Consider the following 17,959-nt stretch of genomic DNA (forward strand, 5'->3'; position numbering starts at 1 on the left):
AGAGAAAAAGTCAAGTTTGAGTTTCAGGAATGGCCCGGCAATCAAGAGGTTTCTTAGCCGGTATCGGCATCCTGATCTTCGTCTTCCGGTGGTATCAGGACTTCACGTTCCCGCCCGCCCCCTTGGGCCGGCCCGACAATTCCCATGGCCTCCAATTCGTCCAGAAGCCGCGCTGCCCGGGGATAGCCAACGCGCAGGCGGCGCTGCAGAAGTGAAGCACTGGCGCGCTGGGTGCGACGCACCAGCGCAATGGCCTGCTCCAGCAAGTCGTCATCCTCGTTTTCCTCTTCCTGCAAGAGGGCCTCCCAGGGGGCTTCTTCGGGTTCATCTGCCAGACGATGCCAGTACGCCACTACGCGGTTGATCTCCGAATCCTTGAGGATGACCCCCTGAGCGCGGATAGGACTACCCACCTCCGGGTTCAAGAACAGCATATCTCCGCGCCCTAACAGGGATTCGGCCCCGTTAGCGTCCAGGATCACGCGCGAATCAACCGAGGAGGCAACGGCGAAAGCGATGCGCGCCGGAAAGTTGGCTTTGATCAGTCCGGTCAGTACATCGGTGCTGGGGCGCTGTGTGGCAATCACCAGGTGGATGCCCGTGGCGCGGGCCAGCTGGGCCAGGCGCACCAGGCTGTGCTCCGTCTGGTCGGGCGCCGACATCATCAGATCCGCCAGTTCGTCAATGATGATGACGATGCGAGGTAACCCGGGTTGATTCTTGCGCGTCTGTTTGGCGTTGTAGGCGTTCAAATCACGGGCGCGGGCGGCTTCAAACAGGCGGTAACGCTGGTCCATCTCGTTCAGCGCCCAGCGCAGTACGGCCAACATGCGCTCGATTTCGGTTTCAACTCGTCCCAGGATGTGGGGCAAGCCGTCGAAGCGTGCCAGTTCCACCATTTTGGGATCCATGATGGCCAGGCGGAGCTGTTCGGGGGTGTTGTTCATTACCAGGCAGGTGATCAGGCTGGCCAGACAGACAGATTTTCCCGAACCGGTGGTACCGGCGATCAGCAAATGCGGCATGCGCTCCAGGTCGGCCACAACAGGCTGTCCGGAGACATCTCGGCCCAGGGCCAGTGCCAAGGGAGAGCGCAGGCGTTGGAAGGCCTCGGATTCAAGAATGGGGCGGAGGCGTACCGGAGTTGTGGTTGTATTGGGTACCTCAATACCCACGTAAGAGCGGCCGGGCACCGGGGCTTCGATGCGCAAGCGTTCGGCGGCCAGCGCCAGGGCCAGGTCGCGGCTCAGGGCAGAAATTTGCGAGACGCGCACCTTCTGACGCATGGGTTGGCCATCTGGTCCAGGGCGCTCAATGTAACCCGGCTCAACAGCAAACTGGGTCACGGTTGGGCCGCGCCGGTAGCCCACCACCTGGGCAGGGATGCCGAACTCCGCCAGCGTCTGTTCGATTTTACGCGCCACTGCCAGAATGCGCTCTTCATCAATCCCGTTGGTTTCCTCCTGGGTCAGCAGACTTAAAGGTGGCAGACGCGGATCACGGGTGGCGCTGACAATGGCCACCGGAATCCCCTCAGCGCCCGATGAAGGGGAGGGGGAAACCCTTTCCGTGGGCGGAAAGGCTGGCTTTTCAGAAAGTGCGGTGGATTGGGTTGGACGCTGCCACTCGCGCTCTACCCAGGCTTTGAAGGCCGTGGTGGCTCGTTTCCACAATCCCAGTCCTATCAAAGCCAATCCAATCCACAGAAGGAACCAGAGCAAGGCGTTAAGAGGAACAGGAAGAACGCGAGCAGTGAGAGTTCCAAGCCCCCAGCCGATGATTCCGCCATCCAGGCCGGCTTCTGCGCGTTCCAAATCCAGCCCTTCCATGATGGACAGCCAGGTCATCCAGGCAAAAAGGGCACCTTCCAGAGCCAGGATGCGCTTGAGCAACTTAACCGGAGCGGTGGCTGTCCCACCGCGTAGTACCCATCCCCCTAAATAAGCCAGGAATAGAACCAGCCCATATCCTCCCAGACCCAGGCCACGCTTGAGCAACAGGCCCCAGGGGGTGATGAGGCTGCCCTGGCTGAGAGAGGTCATGCCGATTAGGCTGAGCGCGGCCAGGACAAGTAGCCCCAGGCCCAGCGCATCACGCCCAAAGCGGTCCAGGTAGGCCATGGCCTTGCCCAGCCTACCAAGCCAGGAGGCCGAACGTCTCTGTTCGGATGGAATGGAGGGTGAAGATCCCGGACGCGACTCAGGACGCGGACGAGGGGTTACACTCATTCAGCGCACACAAAACCCAAACCCAGGCGGCGGCGATCTACGTCAATGTGCAAAATGCGCACCTGAACCGCCTGCCCTACCTGGAGAAAGTGATTGGGGGATTTCACGCTGGTGGGAAGATTCATCGAGGAGACATGGATTAGACCTTCCACACCTTCCTCCAGGCGGGCGAAAGCCCCGTAGGGGGCAACGGCGGTGATCCAGGCGGGGACAACGTCTCCTGGTTTGTAACGAGCCGCCAGCGTGAGCCAGGGGTTGGGCATCAGCCGTTTGAGACTCAGGGCGATGCGCGCATTCTCTTCAGAGACCTGTAAAACCAAAACCCGCACTTCATCCCCCACCTGGACAATATCGCGGGGGTGTTGCACGCGTCCCCAAGAGAGTTCGGAAACGTGTATCAATCCCTCTACGCCTCCCAAATCTACGAAGACGCCGAAATCGGTGATGTTGGTTACGCGCCCGGTAACCACGGCGCCTTCTTTGAGGGTATCAAAGAGGGCACGGCGGCGCCCCTCGCCCGCAAGGGCGGCTCGCTCTGAAAGCACAATGCGATTCTGAGCCGGTTCGCACTCGATCACCTTCAGGCGCAGGGTGCGATTCAGGTAGGCTGAGAGAGCGGCGCGCCGCTTTTCCCCTTCGAGATTGCCATTGATTTCCACCAGATGAGAGATGGGAACAAACCCCTGGATACGTTCACCCTGCACGAGCAGGCCCCCCCGGTTGAAACCGTAGACACGCAAGGTCAGTACCTCATCGTTCTCAAACACCTGCTGCACGTATTTCCAATCGGTTTCGCTTAGATCCGCTTGAAGCATAGGCCGGATCTCATACGTGCGGCAGTCTGGCATGATGGCTGCCTCGTTGGATAATACTGATGCCCACCATCCTTCATCAAGCGGTTCGGGTGATGAGGCTCTGGTCGTTGAGACCATACGTTTAGTGACCATAAATTCCTCCCCGACGAACACAAATAAAAACCGATCGTATGATCGGGTTCCCCCCACAACTAAGAGATTTGGGATTGACGCTGGTTTTGTTCTTCCATTTCCAGGAGAGCACGGGCAACCGCTTCAATGGCTACCTTTTGTTTCCGATAAAGATCTGCTTCCGACATGGCCAGGCGCGCTGCCACCTCACGCACCTTTTTACCTTGCACAAATTTTAACTCGAGAATATTATACAACACCCACTCAGCTGTGAAGCGTCTTTCACCCTCTGGTCGCACTCTTTCGATGGCTTCTTTCAGTACGGCTCGCAGGGCATTGGAGACATTCCCATCATAAGCCTCAATGGCACGTTGGACCACGCTCAGGCGCAGAAGCGGGCTCTGGGTTAACTTGGGACCTCCCCAGTAATGCGATAGCGCCTCGCGCACCCATTGGGTTAGGTCTGCCGGCTCTGGCGGGATGTTCTGGAGCACGGTATTTTGGTGGTAGCGTCCAACTGCCCGCAATCGCTGTATGAACTCGGTTTGCGTGGTCAGAGTACGTAGGGATTCAAACACCTCACGTTGAAGACGGTAGTCTTGCAGCGCCAGCGCCATGCGAGCGGTCAGAGTCTCAAGGGCTTGCTCTTGCTCGCTATCCATTTCCATGTCCCCTGCTTTGCAAATGCCTAAGAACCCCAGCAATTGGGGGTTGCCCGCTTCATCTTCATCCAGTAGGGGCACCAGCATGTCTTGGCCCCAACGGAAGCGTCCGCTCAGACTGCCGTTTTGCGCCAGAACCTGGTTGAGAGAGGCTTCGGTGGGGTTGTTTTCCAGGTTGGTTTGCCCCACCTGGACTAAAAGTTCCAGGCCTTGAGGGTCGAGCGCGGCTACATAAGCCCCCGGCACCTGCAGGCGATCGCAAATGGCAGCCAGCAGGGCTTCCAGGAACTGGCGCAGGTCATTGCGTGTTAGCAGGCGCGTTTCCAGGCGGCGCAGAAGTTCCAGGTCGTTTTTGTCTTTTCCGTCAAAGAGCCATTGCTCCAGGAGGGGGAAGAATAATGTGATCAGGTACTCGCTCAGCAGAATGGTGGCGACCATGATGATGGGCACCAGGGTGGAGTAGGGGTTGCCAAATTGCTCTCCCGCTCGGCGCACGATGGTGACGGCAGCCAGGGTCAGGCTGGCAGTGACCGGGCCGCGCAGAATCCATTTCAAAAGGCGGCTTTTCACCGTTCGATCAGGCCAACCCACACCGAAGAAGGCGACCGCATAGGCCATGACCACTACCAGCCCGCCCACCAGGAAAGTGTTGAGCACCGAGAAGACCCAGAAAAGCCCCACATGACGCGCTGCCAGGGCCGAGCCAAAGAGCAAGTACGGAAACGAGCCGAGCGCAGGTGCAATGGATCCTACCAGCAGGTAGAACATGCGGCGTCGGCCCGTTGAGGTGGTGGAGCGCCGAAATGCGCGCACCAGGTTATAGCCGCTAATTCCCATTGCCAGCGCGTAGCAAAAGGTGAAAAAATCGGTCAGTGGCGTAGGTTTGAGGTGGGGGGCCGGCAATCCGTTGCGGACCAGGGGGCCAATGAACCAGGGGGTGGGAAGTAGGAGCAGGAAGATTAACGAAGCGACGTAGGCCAGGCGTACGAAGAAGCGCCGACGCCCTCGGCTGGGTTTACCGGTGGTTTCCAGTAGCGCGTCCGAGAAGTGCAGGTAACACGCTGGTAGCAGGATAATCCCGACCCACTGAGCGCGCAGCCAGAGTTCTTGCTGTGCAGGTTGGGCAGCCACACTGGCGAGCGCCTCAGCCGTGTAAATGATCACAACCGCGACCAGAATCAGCGCAAAGGAACGGGCGACCCGATCACGTAAGTTGAAAGCCAGCGCATATAAAAGCAGGGCAAAGGCGGTGATGGCAACGCCGGCAACCAGAATCTGGTTCAAAGTAATCAATACAGATAACATGCCCGACCTGTTGGCTTGCCTGTCTTTACAATACTAACGCAAGAGCCGACTGAAGAAAAGGGCAATGTCTTGATTGGCATAATACCGATCATGAAAACCACTAAACTCAAAACCTGATTTAAGCGCCAGGCGGATGGCGGGGGTATTTTTTGAACTCATCTCAAGTACCATTTTGCGCAACCCGCGCGGCAAGGCCCAGGCTTCTGCGGCCAGCAGGAGAGCAGTAGCAATGCCCTGGCGGCGATGGGGAGTATCTACAACCAGGTCCAGCACCCAGGCGGTGGCAGGGGCTCGTTCATCGCTCAAGGTCAGGTAACCCACCGGCCTTCCACCCAGCAGGGCTACCAAACCACCGCTGCGTGTTGACCATTCCTGAAGCAGTAGAGCGGGCGAGCGCGGATACTGCAAGCGCGCCGTGCGTGGCAGGCGCACTTCGCGGAATCCCACGTTAACCTGTCCCTCTTCCAGAGAACGTTCCATTTGCCAGACGTATTGAATTTCAACCGAGTGGTCCATGGCGACCAGGTATTGCAAATCGGCAGAAAGTGCGGGACGAACCTCGATTTGAGGCATGCGGATTAACCTCCATCAGGGGCAAGGATGCGAACCGGTACAATGCAGGCAGGAAAAGGCTGATTGGTATTGTCATAAACGACCAGGCGCAACTCGTAGTCGCCGGGGGTCACCATTTCGGTATCCCATTCGCCACTGCCCTCGCCGCCCAGGGGCTGGTCCACGATGGGGCGATTGCCGGCGGCAATGGTCAGCCAGTCCTGGGTGCCAACTGCCCGGTATTCATACTTGTAGAAACCCAGGTTGGGCACGTTAATCGTTCCCCGCAACACCACTTTTCCCTGCAAGACGTCCCCGGCTTGTGGATAGGTCCATTCAATCTGGCCAGGAAGGCACCCTTCGCTGGTTGGGGTGGCTGGCGAAGGGGTGGAAGCGCCCATGGCCGGGGCGCTGGTGGAGGTAGAAGCGGGAAGTGAAAATGGCGTTTCCAACAAAGTTACCGTGGGCGTGGGCAGCGGCTGAAAAAAGGCGACTGCGGTGGGGTACACAAACGACACCGTGATGAATTCGAGCAGGGCCAGGCCCGTGGTGAAGACCAGGAGCGTTACTGCGCTGCGTAAACGCAGTAAGGCACTCTCGCGTTCCAGCCCAAAGACGGCGCTGCGCCATGCCTCCCAGGCGCGCACAAGATTGCGCAGCCCAATCAGGGCGGCTATTCCTAGGAAGGCGTAAATCCATCCTTCATAGGTCTTCAGGAAGCGCAGCAGATCTTCCATGGCTCCTGGTCGGGTGCTGCGATCGGGGATGACCCGGCAGGCTCACACATGGATGCGTTGGAGCACACCCCGGATCAAAGCGGTCAATTTGGGCACCAGGATCTTTCCGGCTTGAAGCACCTCCTCATGCGTGGTGAGGGTGTTCCCGTCCAGGTTGGCTTTGTTGCTGATGCCCGAAAGCCCTAATACCCGCATGCCGCCGTGGCGAGCGACTGTCACCTCAGGTACCGTGGACATGCCCACGGCATCGGCGCCGATCAGGCGCAGGAAGCGCAGGTCGGCGGGGGTTTCAAAGGAGGGGCCAGCCAGGCAGATATAAACCCCTTCCCGTAGGGTCAGCCCGGCTTCATTGGCGACGGCACGACAGTGGCTCATGAGTTCACGGTCGTAGGCCTGACTCATGTCGGGAAAACGTTCCCCAAAAGCGTCCAGGTTGGGGCCTCGTAGTGGGTTAAGTCCGGCCATTCCAATCAGGTTAATATGATCGGTGATTAACATCACATCACCGGGCTCAAAGGCGGGGTTAACGGCCCCTGCCGCGTTGGTGACCATCAAAATCTGAACGCCCAGGCTTTGCATGACGCGAATGGGGAAGGTGACCTGTGCCATGGTGTAGCCTTCGTAATAGTGGGCACGGCCCTGCATGACCATGACTGCCTTGCCCTCTAATTCACCTACGACCAACCGTCCGCTATGGCCTTGTACCGTCGAGACCGGCCAGTGGGGAATCTCCCGATATTCGAGATGGGTGGGATGAGCAACCTGGTCGGCTAAGCCGCCTAGTCCCGAGCCCAGAATCAGGCCAATCCGGGGTTGAAGGTGAATCTTGGAGCGTACATAGTCACGCGCCTGATAGATGGTTTCTAACGTATGGGTTTCCATGCGATTTCAATCCTTCTTTTCGAGAGAATCATCTAGGAACACACCCGTGGTGATGCCGTTTTTCTATACCATCCCTGCCGTGCACGATTATAACAGAAAAGCCCTGGGCCTTTTTTGCGGAGCCAACCGTGAAGAGAATATGAAAACGCTTCCATCGGATTTTAAAGTGGTATATAATATAATGGTAAGCAAATTGTATGCGTTCATTGTCCAGACATTCTATGGCGTCCCGGTTCCGCCTCCCCCTAACCCCCCGGCACCGCTCTCCAAACCCACAGCGTGCTGATCTTGTCTGGCCGTGTGTACTAACCGCCCTGGTCCTTAGCGGGGTGCTGGTGGGATATGCTCTCCTAGCGCCGCTTTCCCCTCCGGTACAGCGTATCAATCTTGTGTTTGGGTTGAGTGGCTTGATTCTTACCATCATCGCTTCTCGGTGGCTGCTACCCTATAGCCAAAACCCGCTTAATATGTACCTGGGATTGGCACTGAATGCGCTGGTCATTTTGCTGGCGTTTTATTTCCACAACTTCCTTTTGCCGGGCTATACTACAGTCCTGGGGATTACCCTGATTACGCTTACGGCGGTGCTGTACGGGCGATGGGCAACCTATGGGCTGTTTGGTGTTGTGACCCTGGTGGCAAGTGGTCTGTATGCCATGGGATGGCTACGGGTGGAACGCCTGTGGCAGCAGGCCACGTTGTTTTTGCTAACCAGCGCATTGCTGGCTGAGACAATTTTACGTCTTCGGCATTCCTTTATTCAGCAACTGGCGCATCTAAATATTCTCAATCGGGCCGCCCAGGCACTGGCTTCCACAATTGAGTATCATCAGGTTATCAACCTGGCCTGTAGCCTGGTGCAGGAAGCCGTGCAGGCCGATGGGTACTATTTGGGCTTGTTGCAGGGTGATAGATTACGCCTGGAATTGATCTACGACTCCGGAGAGCACTTTCCGCCTACTGAGGTCTCTCTCGATGACACCCTGGTGGTTCAGGTTATTCACCAGGGCAAGCCTCTCTTGATCCAAGACATGGAAACCGAGAGATGGAAGTATCGGAAGGGTATACGCTATGTGGGGCAGCCCCGCATGTCCCAATCCTGGTTAGGCGTGCCCATGATTGTGGGTGGGAAGGTGATAGGCGCCATCGTGGTGGCGTCATACCGTAAACATGCCTTTACCCTGCATGAGGTGTGGTTGCTCGAGAATCTGGCGCGACAAGCGGCACTGGCAATTGAGAATGCCCGGCACCATCTGCAGGTTGAGGAACGAGCCCGTCTGGATAGTCTGACCCAGGTACTCAATCACAATGCGTTTCTCGAGGTACTCGAGAAAGAACTGGTTCAAGCGCGCCTTTCAGGAGCGCCCCTCAGTCTGATTATGCTGGACGTGGATTATTTCAAGGACTATAACGACACGTTTGGCCACCTGCTGGGTGATCAGGTGTTGCAGCGTGTCATTGAGGTCATTCGCCAGCATCTCAAGCGCACGGATTGGGTGGGGCGCTGGGGTGGGGAGGAGTTCGTTGTTGCTTTGCCGAATGCGACGGGAGCGCAGGCCTATCAAGTTGCGCAGCGTATACGGGAGGCATTGCGTAAGATCTGCCTTACCGATCCATCCGGTCGTCCGGTTGTACCGCCCACGGTCAGCCAGGGCATCGCCGTATTTCCGGATGAAGCCGAGGAGGTACTTACCCTCATTGATCTGGCCGACCAGCGCCTTTACCAGGTGAAAAGCCGGGGGCGCGATCAAATTGAGCCCGGCCCGGCACATTGGTCAGTGGAAGGCACTTCTGACTCCATCGCCGCATCCGTGGAACCTGGGCGGGAAACGCTTGAAGTGCCCCCCGAGTCGTTTGTTGATCTTATTGAAGGAGCGCGAGCACGTCCTCAAAAGCGGCCAGGGTTTGAGCAACCTCGGCGTCGCCGATCCAGTAGTGCGTGACCAAGCGGAACTGACGTGGACCCACCACCCCTACTCGCACGCCGCGCTCGGCCAGGCGGGCGGCAAAGGCCGTGGCATCCAGAGGGAGGCTCTCGTCCAGATTGAGGAATACCATATTGGTGGCCGGCAGGCCCATGGGCAAGTAGAGCCCTGGCAAACGTGCCAGCCCTTGTGCCAGTTCGCGGGCGCGGCGGTGATCCTCAGCCAGGCGTTCAATCATGGTTTCCAATGCCACAATGCCGGCTGCTGCCAGGATACCGGCCTGGCGCATCCCACCCCCCAGTTGTTTACGGATGCGCCGCGCTTGCTCGATAAAAGCATGCGATCCGCACAACACGGAGCCAACCGGAGCGCATAGCCCTTTGCTCAGGCAAAAAGTGACGGTATCGGCTGGGGCGGCCAGGGCTTTTGCGCTGACTCCCAGCGCAACTGCGGCGTTGAAGATACGCGCCCCGTCCAAATGCAGTCTCAGCCCGCGCGCATGGATGGTTTCACCGACCTGGCGGGTGTACTCCACGCTCAGAGGTACCCCGCCGCAGCGATTGTGTGTGTTTTCCAGGACCACCAGGCGGGTGATTGGATGGTGGACATCTGAAGGGCGAATGGCAGCTAGGATGTCTTCCAGGCGCAGGGTGCCATCCGGTTGGTTAGGTAGGGTGTGCACGAACACACCTCCCAGGGCCGAGACGCCCCCGACCTCAAAGAGGAATGTGTGGCCCAGGTGTCCCATGATCACTTCATCGCCGCGCTGGCAGTGTCCTAGCACGCCGATCAGGTTTCCCATTGTCCCGGAGGGCACAAACAGACCTGCTTCTTTGCCCATGAGATCGGCCGCCATGGCTTCCAGGCGATTGACGGTCGGATCTTCGCGATAGACATCATCACCGACCTCGGCGCGAGCCATGGCTTCGCGCATGGCGGGTGTGGGGTGGGTTACGGTATCGGAGCGCAGATCAATCATGGCGGTTCCCTCTACAATGCATAGTTCAAGCGGATTGGTACCGACGCAGCCATTCCAGCAGGGCTTGCAGGTCTGCGGGAAGGGGGGCTTCGAACGTGCAGGGTTCGCGTTCACCTGGCAGGCGTAGGGTCAGGCGAGCCGCGTGCAAAAAGTGGCGCTGTAGGGATAGACTGGGGCGGCGGTGACCGTAAAGGGTATCCCCCACAAGCGGGCAGCCCAGGAAAGCCATGTGCACCCGAATCTGATGAGTGCGTCCCGTGAGGGGATGCACCTCCAGCAGAGCATGCTGGCGGAACGACTCGCGCACCCGGTATTCTGTGATTGCCTCACGCCCCTTACCAGGGGGGAGAACGCTCATGCGCTGGCGGTGAGCAGGATCCCGCCCAATGGGGGCTTCAATGCGCCCCTGGGGCGTGGGGGGGTGGCCATCTACCAGCGCCAGGTAAGTCTTCTGCACCTGGCGGTTGCGAAACTGCTCCTGCAACCAGCGATGAGCGCGGTCGTTTTTGGCAACCAACAGCAACCCCGAGGTGTCTTTATCCAGGCGGTGCACAATGCCCGGACGACGTTCCCCGCCCACGCCTTCCAGGTCGGGGTGGTAAGCCAGAATGCCGTGCACTAGCGTCCCCTGGGCATGCCCGGGTGAGGGGTGTACAACCATCCCCGCCGGTTTGTTTATGATTAGCAGATCCCCGTTTTCAAAGACAATGTCCAGAGGAATGGGCTCGGGCTGGAGCGAGGAGGGTTCGGGTGGAGGCAGGAGGATCTGAATCTGCTGTCGGGGTTGCACGGCAAAACCCGTCTTTGTGACGACTCGCCCGTTGAGGCTCACTTTCCCGTCTTTGATCAGACTTTGGAGACGGGCGCGAGAAAACTCAGGCAGTTTCTGCACCAAAACTTTATCCAGGCGCTCCTCGCCGGGACCCTCATACACGAAAGCAATCACCTGGCTTGACTCATTCATGGCTGATCATTGGGGCTGGAAGGCAGGCTTTCCCCCGGTAGATTGGAATTTGAGAGCGCATTTGCCGAGCGTTCACGGCGTTCTTGTAGCCAAACGCTCAATATCAGAAGCCCGGTACCAATGGTTATACTGGCATCCGCCAAATTAAAGACCGGGAATGTGCCCACCGAGATGAAGTCGGTGACATGCCCGAGAGTCAGTCGGTCAATCAGATTGCCGATGGCTCCTCCCAATTGCAGGCTCAGCGCCAGGCGGAGCCACTTCTCGCTCGTCGGAATGCGTGGGAAGTAATATAAGATGGCCAGGGCGACCAAGACGGCCAGAACGGCAAAAAGTTTTCCACGTTCTTGAAGGAGGCCGAAGGCCACACCGGTGTTATACCAGTGCACGATGCGGGCATAAGGGGCTAACCATGGCCAGGGTACCCACACTTCATAAAGCGCCAGATGCTGGCGGATCAGTGCTTTGCTAATCTGATCCAGGAGAATGACTCCCCCGGCGATAAAAACCAGCAGACGGTAACGCATCCAGGTTTTCACATCATGCCTCCCAAGGTATCCCCCTTATTTTAATCCATGGATTGCCATCCCAACGTGAGAATGTGGGGTTTAGCCCATGTCAATGAACATGAACTCGGGGTTGCCAAGATGGTTGGCCAAAGCATTTAGATTGAGTGAAGAGCCAAAATAAATCAGGTGGGCCGGACAACCCTGACCGCAGTCCTGGCTGCCAAACCCACATACCGGTACCTGGGCTCCTGGGAAGGTGAGGGCTTGCTGAACCCACTGACATTCCGAACGACCGGGGCTTTCGTCGAAAAAAACGGCCACGGGGTGGGCGTGAGGACGCAGCCAATCCAGATGCCAGTGCGGGGTGGGGTGTAGGCCCAAATGGTGGCGGATACGCGCTGCGATACCGCCGTGGCCGCGTGCACTTCCCCAGTAAGCATACCAACCGGCCGGAAATTTGTGTTCTCCTAAGCGTCCAACACGAATTTGGCTGGTCTGGGGTAACCACAGGATCAGGCCGTATGTGCCTTGAGCAGAGGGCCAGGGATTGGGCTTCATGGCACACGGAGCAAGAAATCCAGTTGATGGGCCACAAAGATCAGTTCTCCCCGCGCAATCTGCTCTCGGCGCGCGGTCAGCCACTTCTTTAACAAGTCCGCGGGAAGAAGGGCTTGCCGGGTAAGGCTTTCTTCTACGAAATGTAGGATGCACTCCAAAAAATATGCCTCCCGGGCCGGATAGCGGCCGTGGTGGGGAAAAACCACCCAGTCGGAGGCGCCGGCAGTCAGAATCTCCAACCCCAAAGCGCGGCTGGTCGTGAAAAGGGCGCGCCCGGCGGTGCTGCCTCCGGTGGGCAAACCGTGCAGACGGCGTTCGTCCATGCTCTGATGGTAAAGGGCTATGACCTGCTCGTCAAGTTCCTGAGAGAGTGGGGGCAGGAACAGGCTGAGGCCGTCAAAATTCAGGGTGAGGTAAAGCCATCCACCGGAACGAACACAGGTGCTCAAAGTGGTGAGGCCTGCTTCCAGGTTGACCAGGTCTAGAACAGTATGGGCGATCAACAGATCGAATTGGGGAAGGTGGAGCGGGAGGCCGCCTGGAACCACTGCATCGGCAGCCAGGAGATCGAGTCTGAGCCAGCGCTCTCCCTGTTGGAAGAGATAACTTCCCGCGGTCGCGTCGAAGGTTATTCCGGCCTGTCGGGCCCAGTGGGCGAGCCAGCGGCGTGCGTATTGTAGGTTAGCCATTTCAATATCCAGTGCCAGGTAGGTGGCTTGGTCCACCAGTCCCCATTCCCACACGCGTGGGATCATTGTGCCGATCCCTGCCCCTATTTCCAGAATTCGTATCGGGCGGCGAGAAACTTGCGCCAGGTGCTGAGCCAGCATTGCCCATACCTGACGGTTAAGCGCCCGGTCATCCACGCTGCGCTTGGCGTCCAGGTAGTGCTGAAAATTGAAAGAAAAAGAAGATGAGTTCATAGAAGCGGTGATCATTAAACAAAGGTTTGCAGGAAGTATCGGGCTTCAGTCATGCTTTGCTCCCAGGTTGGAAATTGCTCAAAGCGCGCCCGTGCGGCTACGCTCATGCGCGCCAGCAGATCGCGCTGGGTAGAAAGATGTTGCACCACCTGGGCGAGGGCTTGGGGATTACCGGGTGGAACGAGAAAGCCGTTCACGCCAGAGGTGATGATTTCTGCAGCCCCTCCGCGGGTGGTTGCAATAGGGACCAGTCCATAGGCCATGGCTTCAAGATAAACGATGCCAAAGCCCTCATAGTCAGAGGGCATGACCAATGCATGGTGCTGACTCAGTAAGTCGCGCACCGATTCCCCGGAACAGGCACCCCAGATGCGAACCGTTGTCTCTAGATTCCTCTGTGAAACGAACTCCTGGACGGCACGGGTTGTTTCGGGTTCCAGGTCTGTGCGTCCGACGATGCTTAGTGCCCAGGTTTGCATGGGCAGAGTAGCCAGAGCCTGCAGGAGCACATCCAGGCGCTTACGCCGGATGAGATTGCCCAGGAAAAGGACGCGTAAGGGCCCGGGTTGCTGACTACGTTTCTGCAGCCAATTGCGGTCCGCGATCCCCTCCCCGTGTGCATTACCACCAGGGTAAATCACGCGGTGGGGCTTGGTCTGCGCTGCTCGGCAAAGACGTTCCACACTCTGGCGAGTGGTTTGGCTGTTGTAAAGAAAACCGTCCAAGGTACTTAGATAGGCCCGCTCAATCCACCCGTAAAAACGGCGTAGCAAAGGGGCATGATGGGGCTCACTACTGCGAAGATGGTGAACAATGCCAAGAATCGGGTAGTGGATCTTTCTTTTGAGTCTGGCATTGAGCAGGAAAAGTGACGGGTGGTTCAATTCATCCTGGAGCAACAAATCGAGGGGGGTGTTTTTCAGTCGGCTCTCAATCCGGGGATCGAGATTTTGGAGCACGGCCCGTCCGTAACCGGGCCAGGGCAACGAGATGATCTCCACTGTATCTCCCTGTGCACGCAGGTGCTGAACCAGGTAACGGTCGTAGAGGTAACCGCCTGAGAGTGTGTTCAGGTCTCCGTAAATGACCAACCCTACTCGCATGGATCACAGAGCCATCTCATAAGAAGCCCAGGCATTCTCGTGCTCCCATAGGCGCACGCGTAGATGAGAGAGGCCCGCGGCAGGTAGACTATGAGCGATATTCTCGCACAAAAGGCGAGCAAAGAATTCTAGCGAGGGATTGACCCCGGCAAACTCGGGAAGGTCATTCAGCAGGCGGTTGCGGTAGCGGGCCACCTGACTTTCCAGGGCGGCTTCAAGAGCTACAATGTCCATGAGATAGAAGTTGGCATCCAATTGTTCTCCGCTGACCTCGACTTCGACCCGGTAAGCATGGGCGTGAGGCAGGTTTTCAGCCCCCCAATCTCCTCCGATCAAAAAGTGCTGGGCAATGAACGAGCGGGAAACGGCCACGCGATACATATCAGAATCCCTTTACCTTGCAAAATGGATATTGGATCTCACCTTTTATAATCATAGCATGAGGACAGACTTGAGCGAAGTGCATGAACAAACTCTAACCGAAATTAATCTTGAAGATGTGCTGGAAGCAATCGGGGTGACGCGGTCTGGTCTGTTAGGGCGTGGGCTGAGGAAATTACTGCGATCATCAGCCCGGAAGTTTGCCCGCCAGATTTTGACCTTTGATCGTCGTGTAGCCGAAATTGGCTTACATCACGCAGCAAGTCAATTTATCACCATCTATGTTGAAGAGGTGAGGGTGGTAGGGGATGTGCGAGTGCCTGCTCAGGGGCCGCTGTTGGTGCTCGCAAACCACCCCGGATTGAGTGACGCTCTGGCGCTCTTTACTGCCCTGCCTCGTGAGGATCTGCGTATATTGGCAGCTGAACGTCCTTTCTTAGAAGCATTGCCCGCTATCCGGCCCTACCTGATTAGCGTGCCCATCAGCGAGGCTGCCCGTATGCCGGTCCTTCGGCAAGCAATCCAGCATTTGCGCGCGGGTGGAGCGTTGCTGAACTTTCCCGCAGGGCGCATCGAACCGGATCCCGCAGTTTTGCCAGGGGCGCGGGAAGCCGTGGGGGCGTGGTCAGAGAGCATCGGGTTGTTTGTGCGTTCGGTGCCCCAGGCGGTTGTAATGCCCATCATTGTCAGCGGCGTCCTGGCGCGGGCGGCGTTGCATCATCCGTTGACGCGCTTGCGCCGCACCCCCCGTGAGCGCGAGCGGTTGGCCGCAACGCTGTGGATTCTGTATCAGTTACATCGGCCAGGGCGTTGGCCGGTCAGGGTGGTCGTGCATTTTCTGCCACCCCTGTATGCTGCCCAATTAGCCCCGCTGCATGATGTGAGTGCAATCACCCGTGCTGTGATTACGCACATCCAGGCTCACTTTCCGCTTCAGGAGTAAGTCAGGATGACCTGTAAGGTATCCTCTGGATATTCGTAAAGTAAGCGGAATGCCTCAGCGGCACGTTCAAAGGGAAAGCGGTGAGAGATCCAGAATGAAGGACGCAGCCACTTGAGGGCTTCAAGAGCCATTTCCAGCCGCCGCTGTTTGTTCCAGCGTCCGCTGAGTTCGGGAGCGATGGTGCTTACCTGGCTGGCAATCATTTGAATGCGGCTGCGGTGGAAGCGCCCTCCCAGATCTAGAGCCACTGGCTTGCGCCCGTACCAGGAGCCAATCACAATGCGCCCGCTGTAGCCGGTAATCTCGACCGCCTGGTTGAGCGCACCGGGGGCCCCAGAGACTTCAAACACCAGATCGGCACCCTGGTGGTAACCGAGTGTTTCCAGGATCGAGCGTAACCCTCGCAACACATCTTCGCTGAGCGGATCAAAAGTGGCTGTGATGCCCAGTTCCATTCCGGCTTTACGGCGAAGTGGGTAGCGGTCCAGGGCGACAATGCGGCTGAGAGGGAAACGCGTCAATAAGGCGGTGGTGAGCAGTCCTACCATGCCTAGCCCGAAGACGACCACTTGTTCGCCCAGGATGGGGCGGCCATCCTGGACCAGGTTGATGGCTGTTTCCATGTTGGGAAGGAAGAGCAGATCCTCTTCCCCCAGGCCTTCGGGTAGAGGGATTAGAGACTCGACCGAGGCCACAAAAGCGCTTTCGTGCGGATTGAAAGCAAACACCTTGCGCCCCAGCCAGGTTTCTGCCACTTCCTTGCCCACTGCGATGACCTCTCCTACGCAGGCGTAGCCGTACTTGAAAGGAAGGGAAAAGGTGCCCCTTAAGGCGGGCAGTGTTTCATCCAGGCTCAGCCAGGTGGGGATTTGTCCGGTAAAAGCCAGCAGTTCGGTGCCGGTGCTGATCGCGCTATACAACGTCTTAACCAGCACTTCGCCCTTGTGCGGGGTGGGGCACTCTTCTTCCCGAATTTCGAGCACGAGCGGGGCTTTGAAGATGAGCGACTGTCGCTTCATATTTGACGTTCGGTAGGCCTCCCCCATAAAACGAGATCATGGTCATAGAGTTCGTGATAAAGGAGCATCAATCCCGGTGCTTGCCGCTCAGGGCTGATCAGCAACTTGTTTATATAATGATAACCGCCAATCCATACTGGCGCAAGTGTGATGATGGCGGCATCCAGGAGCCGGGCTTCCAAAAAGGCTGTCAGTACCGTGGCGCCCCCTTCGACCATCAAAGTGCGGATGCCCCGATGCCAGAGGTCATTTAGCAAGCGAGGTAAGGGAATGCGTTCGCCAGGTTCGCTCACCAATGGGATCACATGGGCCCCCCGGGTTTCCAAGATATGGCGGCGCCTCTCAGCGGCGCGGATCGAGGTGAAAATCCACGGGGGGTTGGAAGGATGATGCATAACATGGCTTTCAAGTGGGGTGCGTAATTGGGTGTCCAGGATGAGCGGTTGGGGATGCGTTCCTTTAATCAGGCGTACCGTCAGGCGGGGGTTATCCGCCAGTACCGTACCAATACCGACCAGGATGGCTTGATGTTCGACGCGCAGGCCGTGAGTCAGATGCAGGGCTGCTTCGCCGCTAAGGGCGCTCGGTTGACCCTGGGCGAAGGTCAGGCTACCATCCAGGCTCTGGGCAAATGCCAGGGTCACCCAGGGACGCTGTTGGGCCTCGCAGTGCGCCTTGCCCTCTTCTTGCCACTCACGGATGCGTTTTCTGGCCGTTTCGACCATGGCTGGTAAGGTTTGCATGGGGCAGCCTTTCTAACTCAAGCCAATGATTCAGGCGCAGGACTTTGCTGCGTAGGTAAGCCATGTTCTCTGGATAAACGGTAGGTAAGAGGGGAACGCGTTCAACAACTTGAATGTTGTGGGTTTCGAGGTCACGGATCTTGTGGGGGTTGTTGGTCATTAACCGGACTTTGGTTACCCCCAGGTCTTTCAAGATGAGTGCGGCAATATCGTAACGGCGCGCATCGGCCGGGTGTCCAAGGGCCAGATTGGCCTCTACTGTATCCAGGCCTTGATCTTGTAGGTTGTAGGCGCGCAGTTTTTCAATTAAACCGATACCTCGCCCCTCCTGCCGTAGATAGATCAAAATGCCCTGCTCTGCATCCGCGATCTGATTTAACGCCTGCTGTAACTGCTCTCCACAATCACAGCGCCGCGAGCCCAACACATCCCCGGTGAAGCATTCGGAATGGATGCGCACAAGGACGGGGAAGGTGGGATCAAGGTGCCCATGAACCAGGGCCAGATGTTCGCGGTGTTCAATGGAGTCGGTATATAGATGCAGGTAAAAATCCCCCCGGGCGGTGGGCAGGTACGTGCTGACTTCGTGCTTAACCTCTAAGTGACGCATAGGAAAACCT

Annotated in this window: 18 protein-coding genes; 2 read left to right on the plus strand and 16 right to left on the minus strand. The window is 57.7% G+C overall.

The window, feature by feature from the left end; all coding sequences use genetic code 11:
• Positions 1–53 precede the first annotated feature (53 nt).
• From SE15_RS10720 to SE15_RS10745, 6 genes are read right to left on the minus strand one after another with little or no spacing between them, the layout of a single operon-like run.
• On the minus strand, positions 54–2,228 hold the full coding sequence (locus SE15_RS10720; RefSeq protein ID WP_083461886.1) for a DNA translocase FtsK: 2,175 nt from the start codon (positions 2,226–2,228) through the stop codon (positions 54–56).
• A complete protein-coding gene (locus SE15_RS10725) occupies positions 2,225–3,175 on the minus strand; it encodes a 30S ribosomal protein S1 (RefSeq protein ID WP_083461887.1) in 951 nt (316 codons plus the stop codon). Before SE15_RS10725 ends, SE15_RS10720 begins: the two co-directional genes overlap by 4 nt.
• A 59-nt stretch (positions 3,176–3,234) precedes the next feature.
• On the minus strand, positions 3,235–5,121 hold the full coding sequence (locus SE15_RS10730; protein ID WP_054522108.1) for a histidine kinase N-terminal 7TM domain-containing protein: 1,887 nt from the start codon (positions 5,119–5,121) through the stop codon (positions 3,235–3,237).
• Positions 5,122–5,154: 33 nt separating this feature from the next.
• Positions 5,155–5,694, minus strand: coding sequence for a GNAT family N-acetyltransferase (locus SE15_RS10735; protein WP_054522109.1), 540 nt, complete (start codon positions 5,692–5,694; stop codon positions 5,155–5,157).
• 5 nt (positions 5,695–5,699) lie between these two features.
• Positions 5,700–6,410 carry a hypothetical protein gene (locus tag SE15_RS10740; RefSeq protein ID WP_054522110.1) on the minus strand — a complete coding sequence of 237 codons (711 nt, stop codon included), beginning with the start codon at positions 6,408–6,410 and terminating at the stop codon, positions 5,700–5,702.
• 42 nt (positions 6,411–6,452) lie between these two features.
• Positions 6,453–7,292 (minus strand): purine-nucleoside phosphorylase, encoded by an 840-nt coding sequence (locus SE15_RS10745; RefSeq protein WP_054522111.1) that lies wholly within the window; start codon positions 7,290–7,292, stop codon positions 6,453–6,455.
• A 221-nt stretch (positions 7,293–7,513) separates the two neighbouring features.
• Between SE15_RS10745 and SE15_RS10750 the strand changes: the two genes are divergently transcribed.
• Positions 7,514–9,235 (plus strand): diguanylate cyclase, encoded by a 1,722-nt coding sequence (locus SE15_RS10750; protein ID WP_054522112.1) that lies wholly within the window; start codon positions 7,514–7,516, stop codon positions 9,233–9,235.
• On the opposite strand, the gene ltaE is transcribed toward SE15_RS10750, so the two are convergent.
• From ltaE to SE15_RS10785, 7 genes are all read right to left on the minus strand, one after another.
• Positions 9,156–10,196 carry a low-specificity L-threonine aldolase gene (gene ltaE / locus SE15_RS10755; RefSeq protein ID WP_054522113.1) on the minus strand — a complete coding sequence of 347 codons (1,041 nt, stop codon included), beginning with the start codon at positions 10,194–10,196 and terminating at the stop codon, positions 9,156–9,158. The two genes, SE15_RS10750 and ltaE, sit on opposite strands and share 80 nt — an antisense overlap.
• Positions 10,197–10,221: 25 nt before the next feature.
• A complete protein-coding gene (locus SE15_RS10760) occupies positions 10,222–11,160 on the minus strand; it encodes an RluA family pseudouridine synthase (protein WP_054522114.1) in 939 nt (312 codons plus the stop codon).
• Positions 11,157–11,699: a signal peptidase II gene (gene lspA / locus SE15_RS10765; RefSeq protein ID WP_054522115.1), complete on the minus strand. Its 543-nt coding sequence runs from the start codon at positions 11,697–11,699 to the stop codon at positions 11,157–11,159. Before lspA ends, SE15_RS10760 begins: the two co-directional genes overlap by 4 nt.
• A gap of 69 nt (positions 11,700–11,768) precedes the next feature.
• Positions 11,769–12,227 carry a GIY-YIG nuclease family protein gene (locus SE15_RS10770; RefSeq protein ID WP_054522116.1) on the minus strand — a complete coding sequence of 153 codons (459 nt, stop codon included), beginning with the start codon at positions 12,225–12,227 and terminating at the stop codon, positions 11,769–11,771.
• The gene (locus tag SE15_RS10775; RefSeq protein ID WP_152965603.1) at positions 12,224–13,150 is read right to left on the minus strand and encodes a class I SAM-dependent methyltransferase; all 927 of its coding nucleotides are present in this window, start codon (positions 13,148–13,150) and stop codon (positions 12,224–12,226) included. The genes SE15_RS10770 and SE15_RS10775 overlap by 4 nt, the downstream gene beginning before the upstream one ends.
• 14 nt (positions 13,151–13,164) lie before the next feature.
• Complete coding sequence (locus SE15_RS10780) at positions 13,165–14,253, minus strand: glycosyltransferase family 4 protein (RefSeq protein ID WP_054522118.1); 1,089 nt, start codon at positions 14,251–14,253, stop codon at positions 13,165–13,167.
• 3 nt (positions 14,254–14,256) lie between these two features.
• Positions 14,257–14,634, minus strand: coding sequence for a 6-pyruvoyl trahydropterin synthase family protein (locus SE15_RS10785; RefSeq protein ID WP_054522119.1), 378 nt, complete (start codon positions 14,632–14,634; stop codon positions 14,257–14,259).
• Between the two features lie 79 nt (positions 14,635–14,713).
• Between SE15_RS10785 and SE15_RS10790 the strand changes: the two genes are divergently transcribed.
• A complete protein-coding gene (locus SE15_RS10790; RefSeq protein WP_330218237.1) occupies positions 14,714–15,577 on the plus strand; it encodes a 1-acyl-sn-glycerol-3-phosphate acyltransferase in 864 nt (287 codons plus the stop codon).
• On the opposite strand, the gene SE15_RS10795 is transcribed toward SE15_RS10790, so the two are convergent.
• Genes SE15_RS10795 through ribA form a run of 3 tightly spaced genes read right to left on the minus strand, consistent with a single transcriptional unit; the run spans position 15,568 to position 17,949 of the window.
• Entirely contained in the window at positions 15,568–16,596 is a 1,029-nt protein-coding gene (locus tag SE15_RS10795; protein WP_054522121.1) for a zinc-dependent alcohol dehydrogenase, read from the minus strand. The two genes, SE15_RS10790 and SE15_RS10795, sit on opposite strands and share 10 nt — an antisense overlap.
• Positions 16,593–17,339: a RibD family protein gene (locus tag SE15_RS10800; RefSeq protein ID WP_083461889.1), complete on the minus strand. Its 747-nt coding sequence runs from the start codon at positions 17,337–17,339 to the stop codon at positions 16,593–16,595. The genes SE15_RS10795 and SE15_RS10800 overlap by 4 nt, the downstream gene beginning before the upstream one ends.
• Positions 17,290–17,949 carry a GTP cyclohydrolase II gene (gene ribA, locus SE15_RS10805; protein WP_054522123.1) on the minus strand — a complete coding sequence of 220 codons (660 nt, stop codon included), beginning with the start codon at positions 17,947–17,949 and terminating at the stop codon, positions 17,290–17,292. The genes SE15_RS10800 and ribA overlap by 50 nt, the downstream gene beginning before the upstream one ends.
• Positions 17,950–17,959 lie beyond the last annotated feature (10 nt).

Source organism: Thermanaerothrix daxensis (assembly GCF_001306145.1).
Taxonomy (GTDB): Bacteria; Chloroflexota; Anaerolineae; order Anaerolineales; family Anaerolineaceae; genus Thermanaerothrix; species Thermanaerothrix daxensis.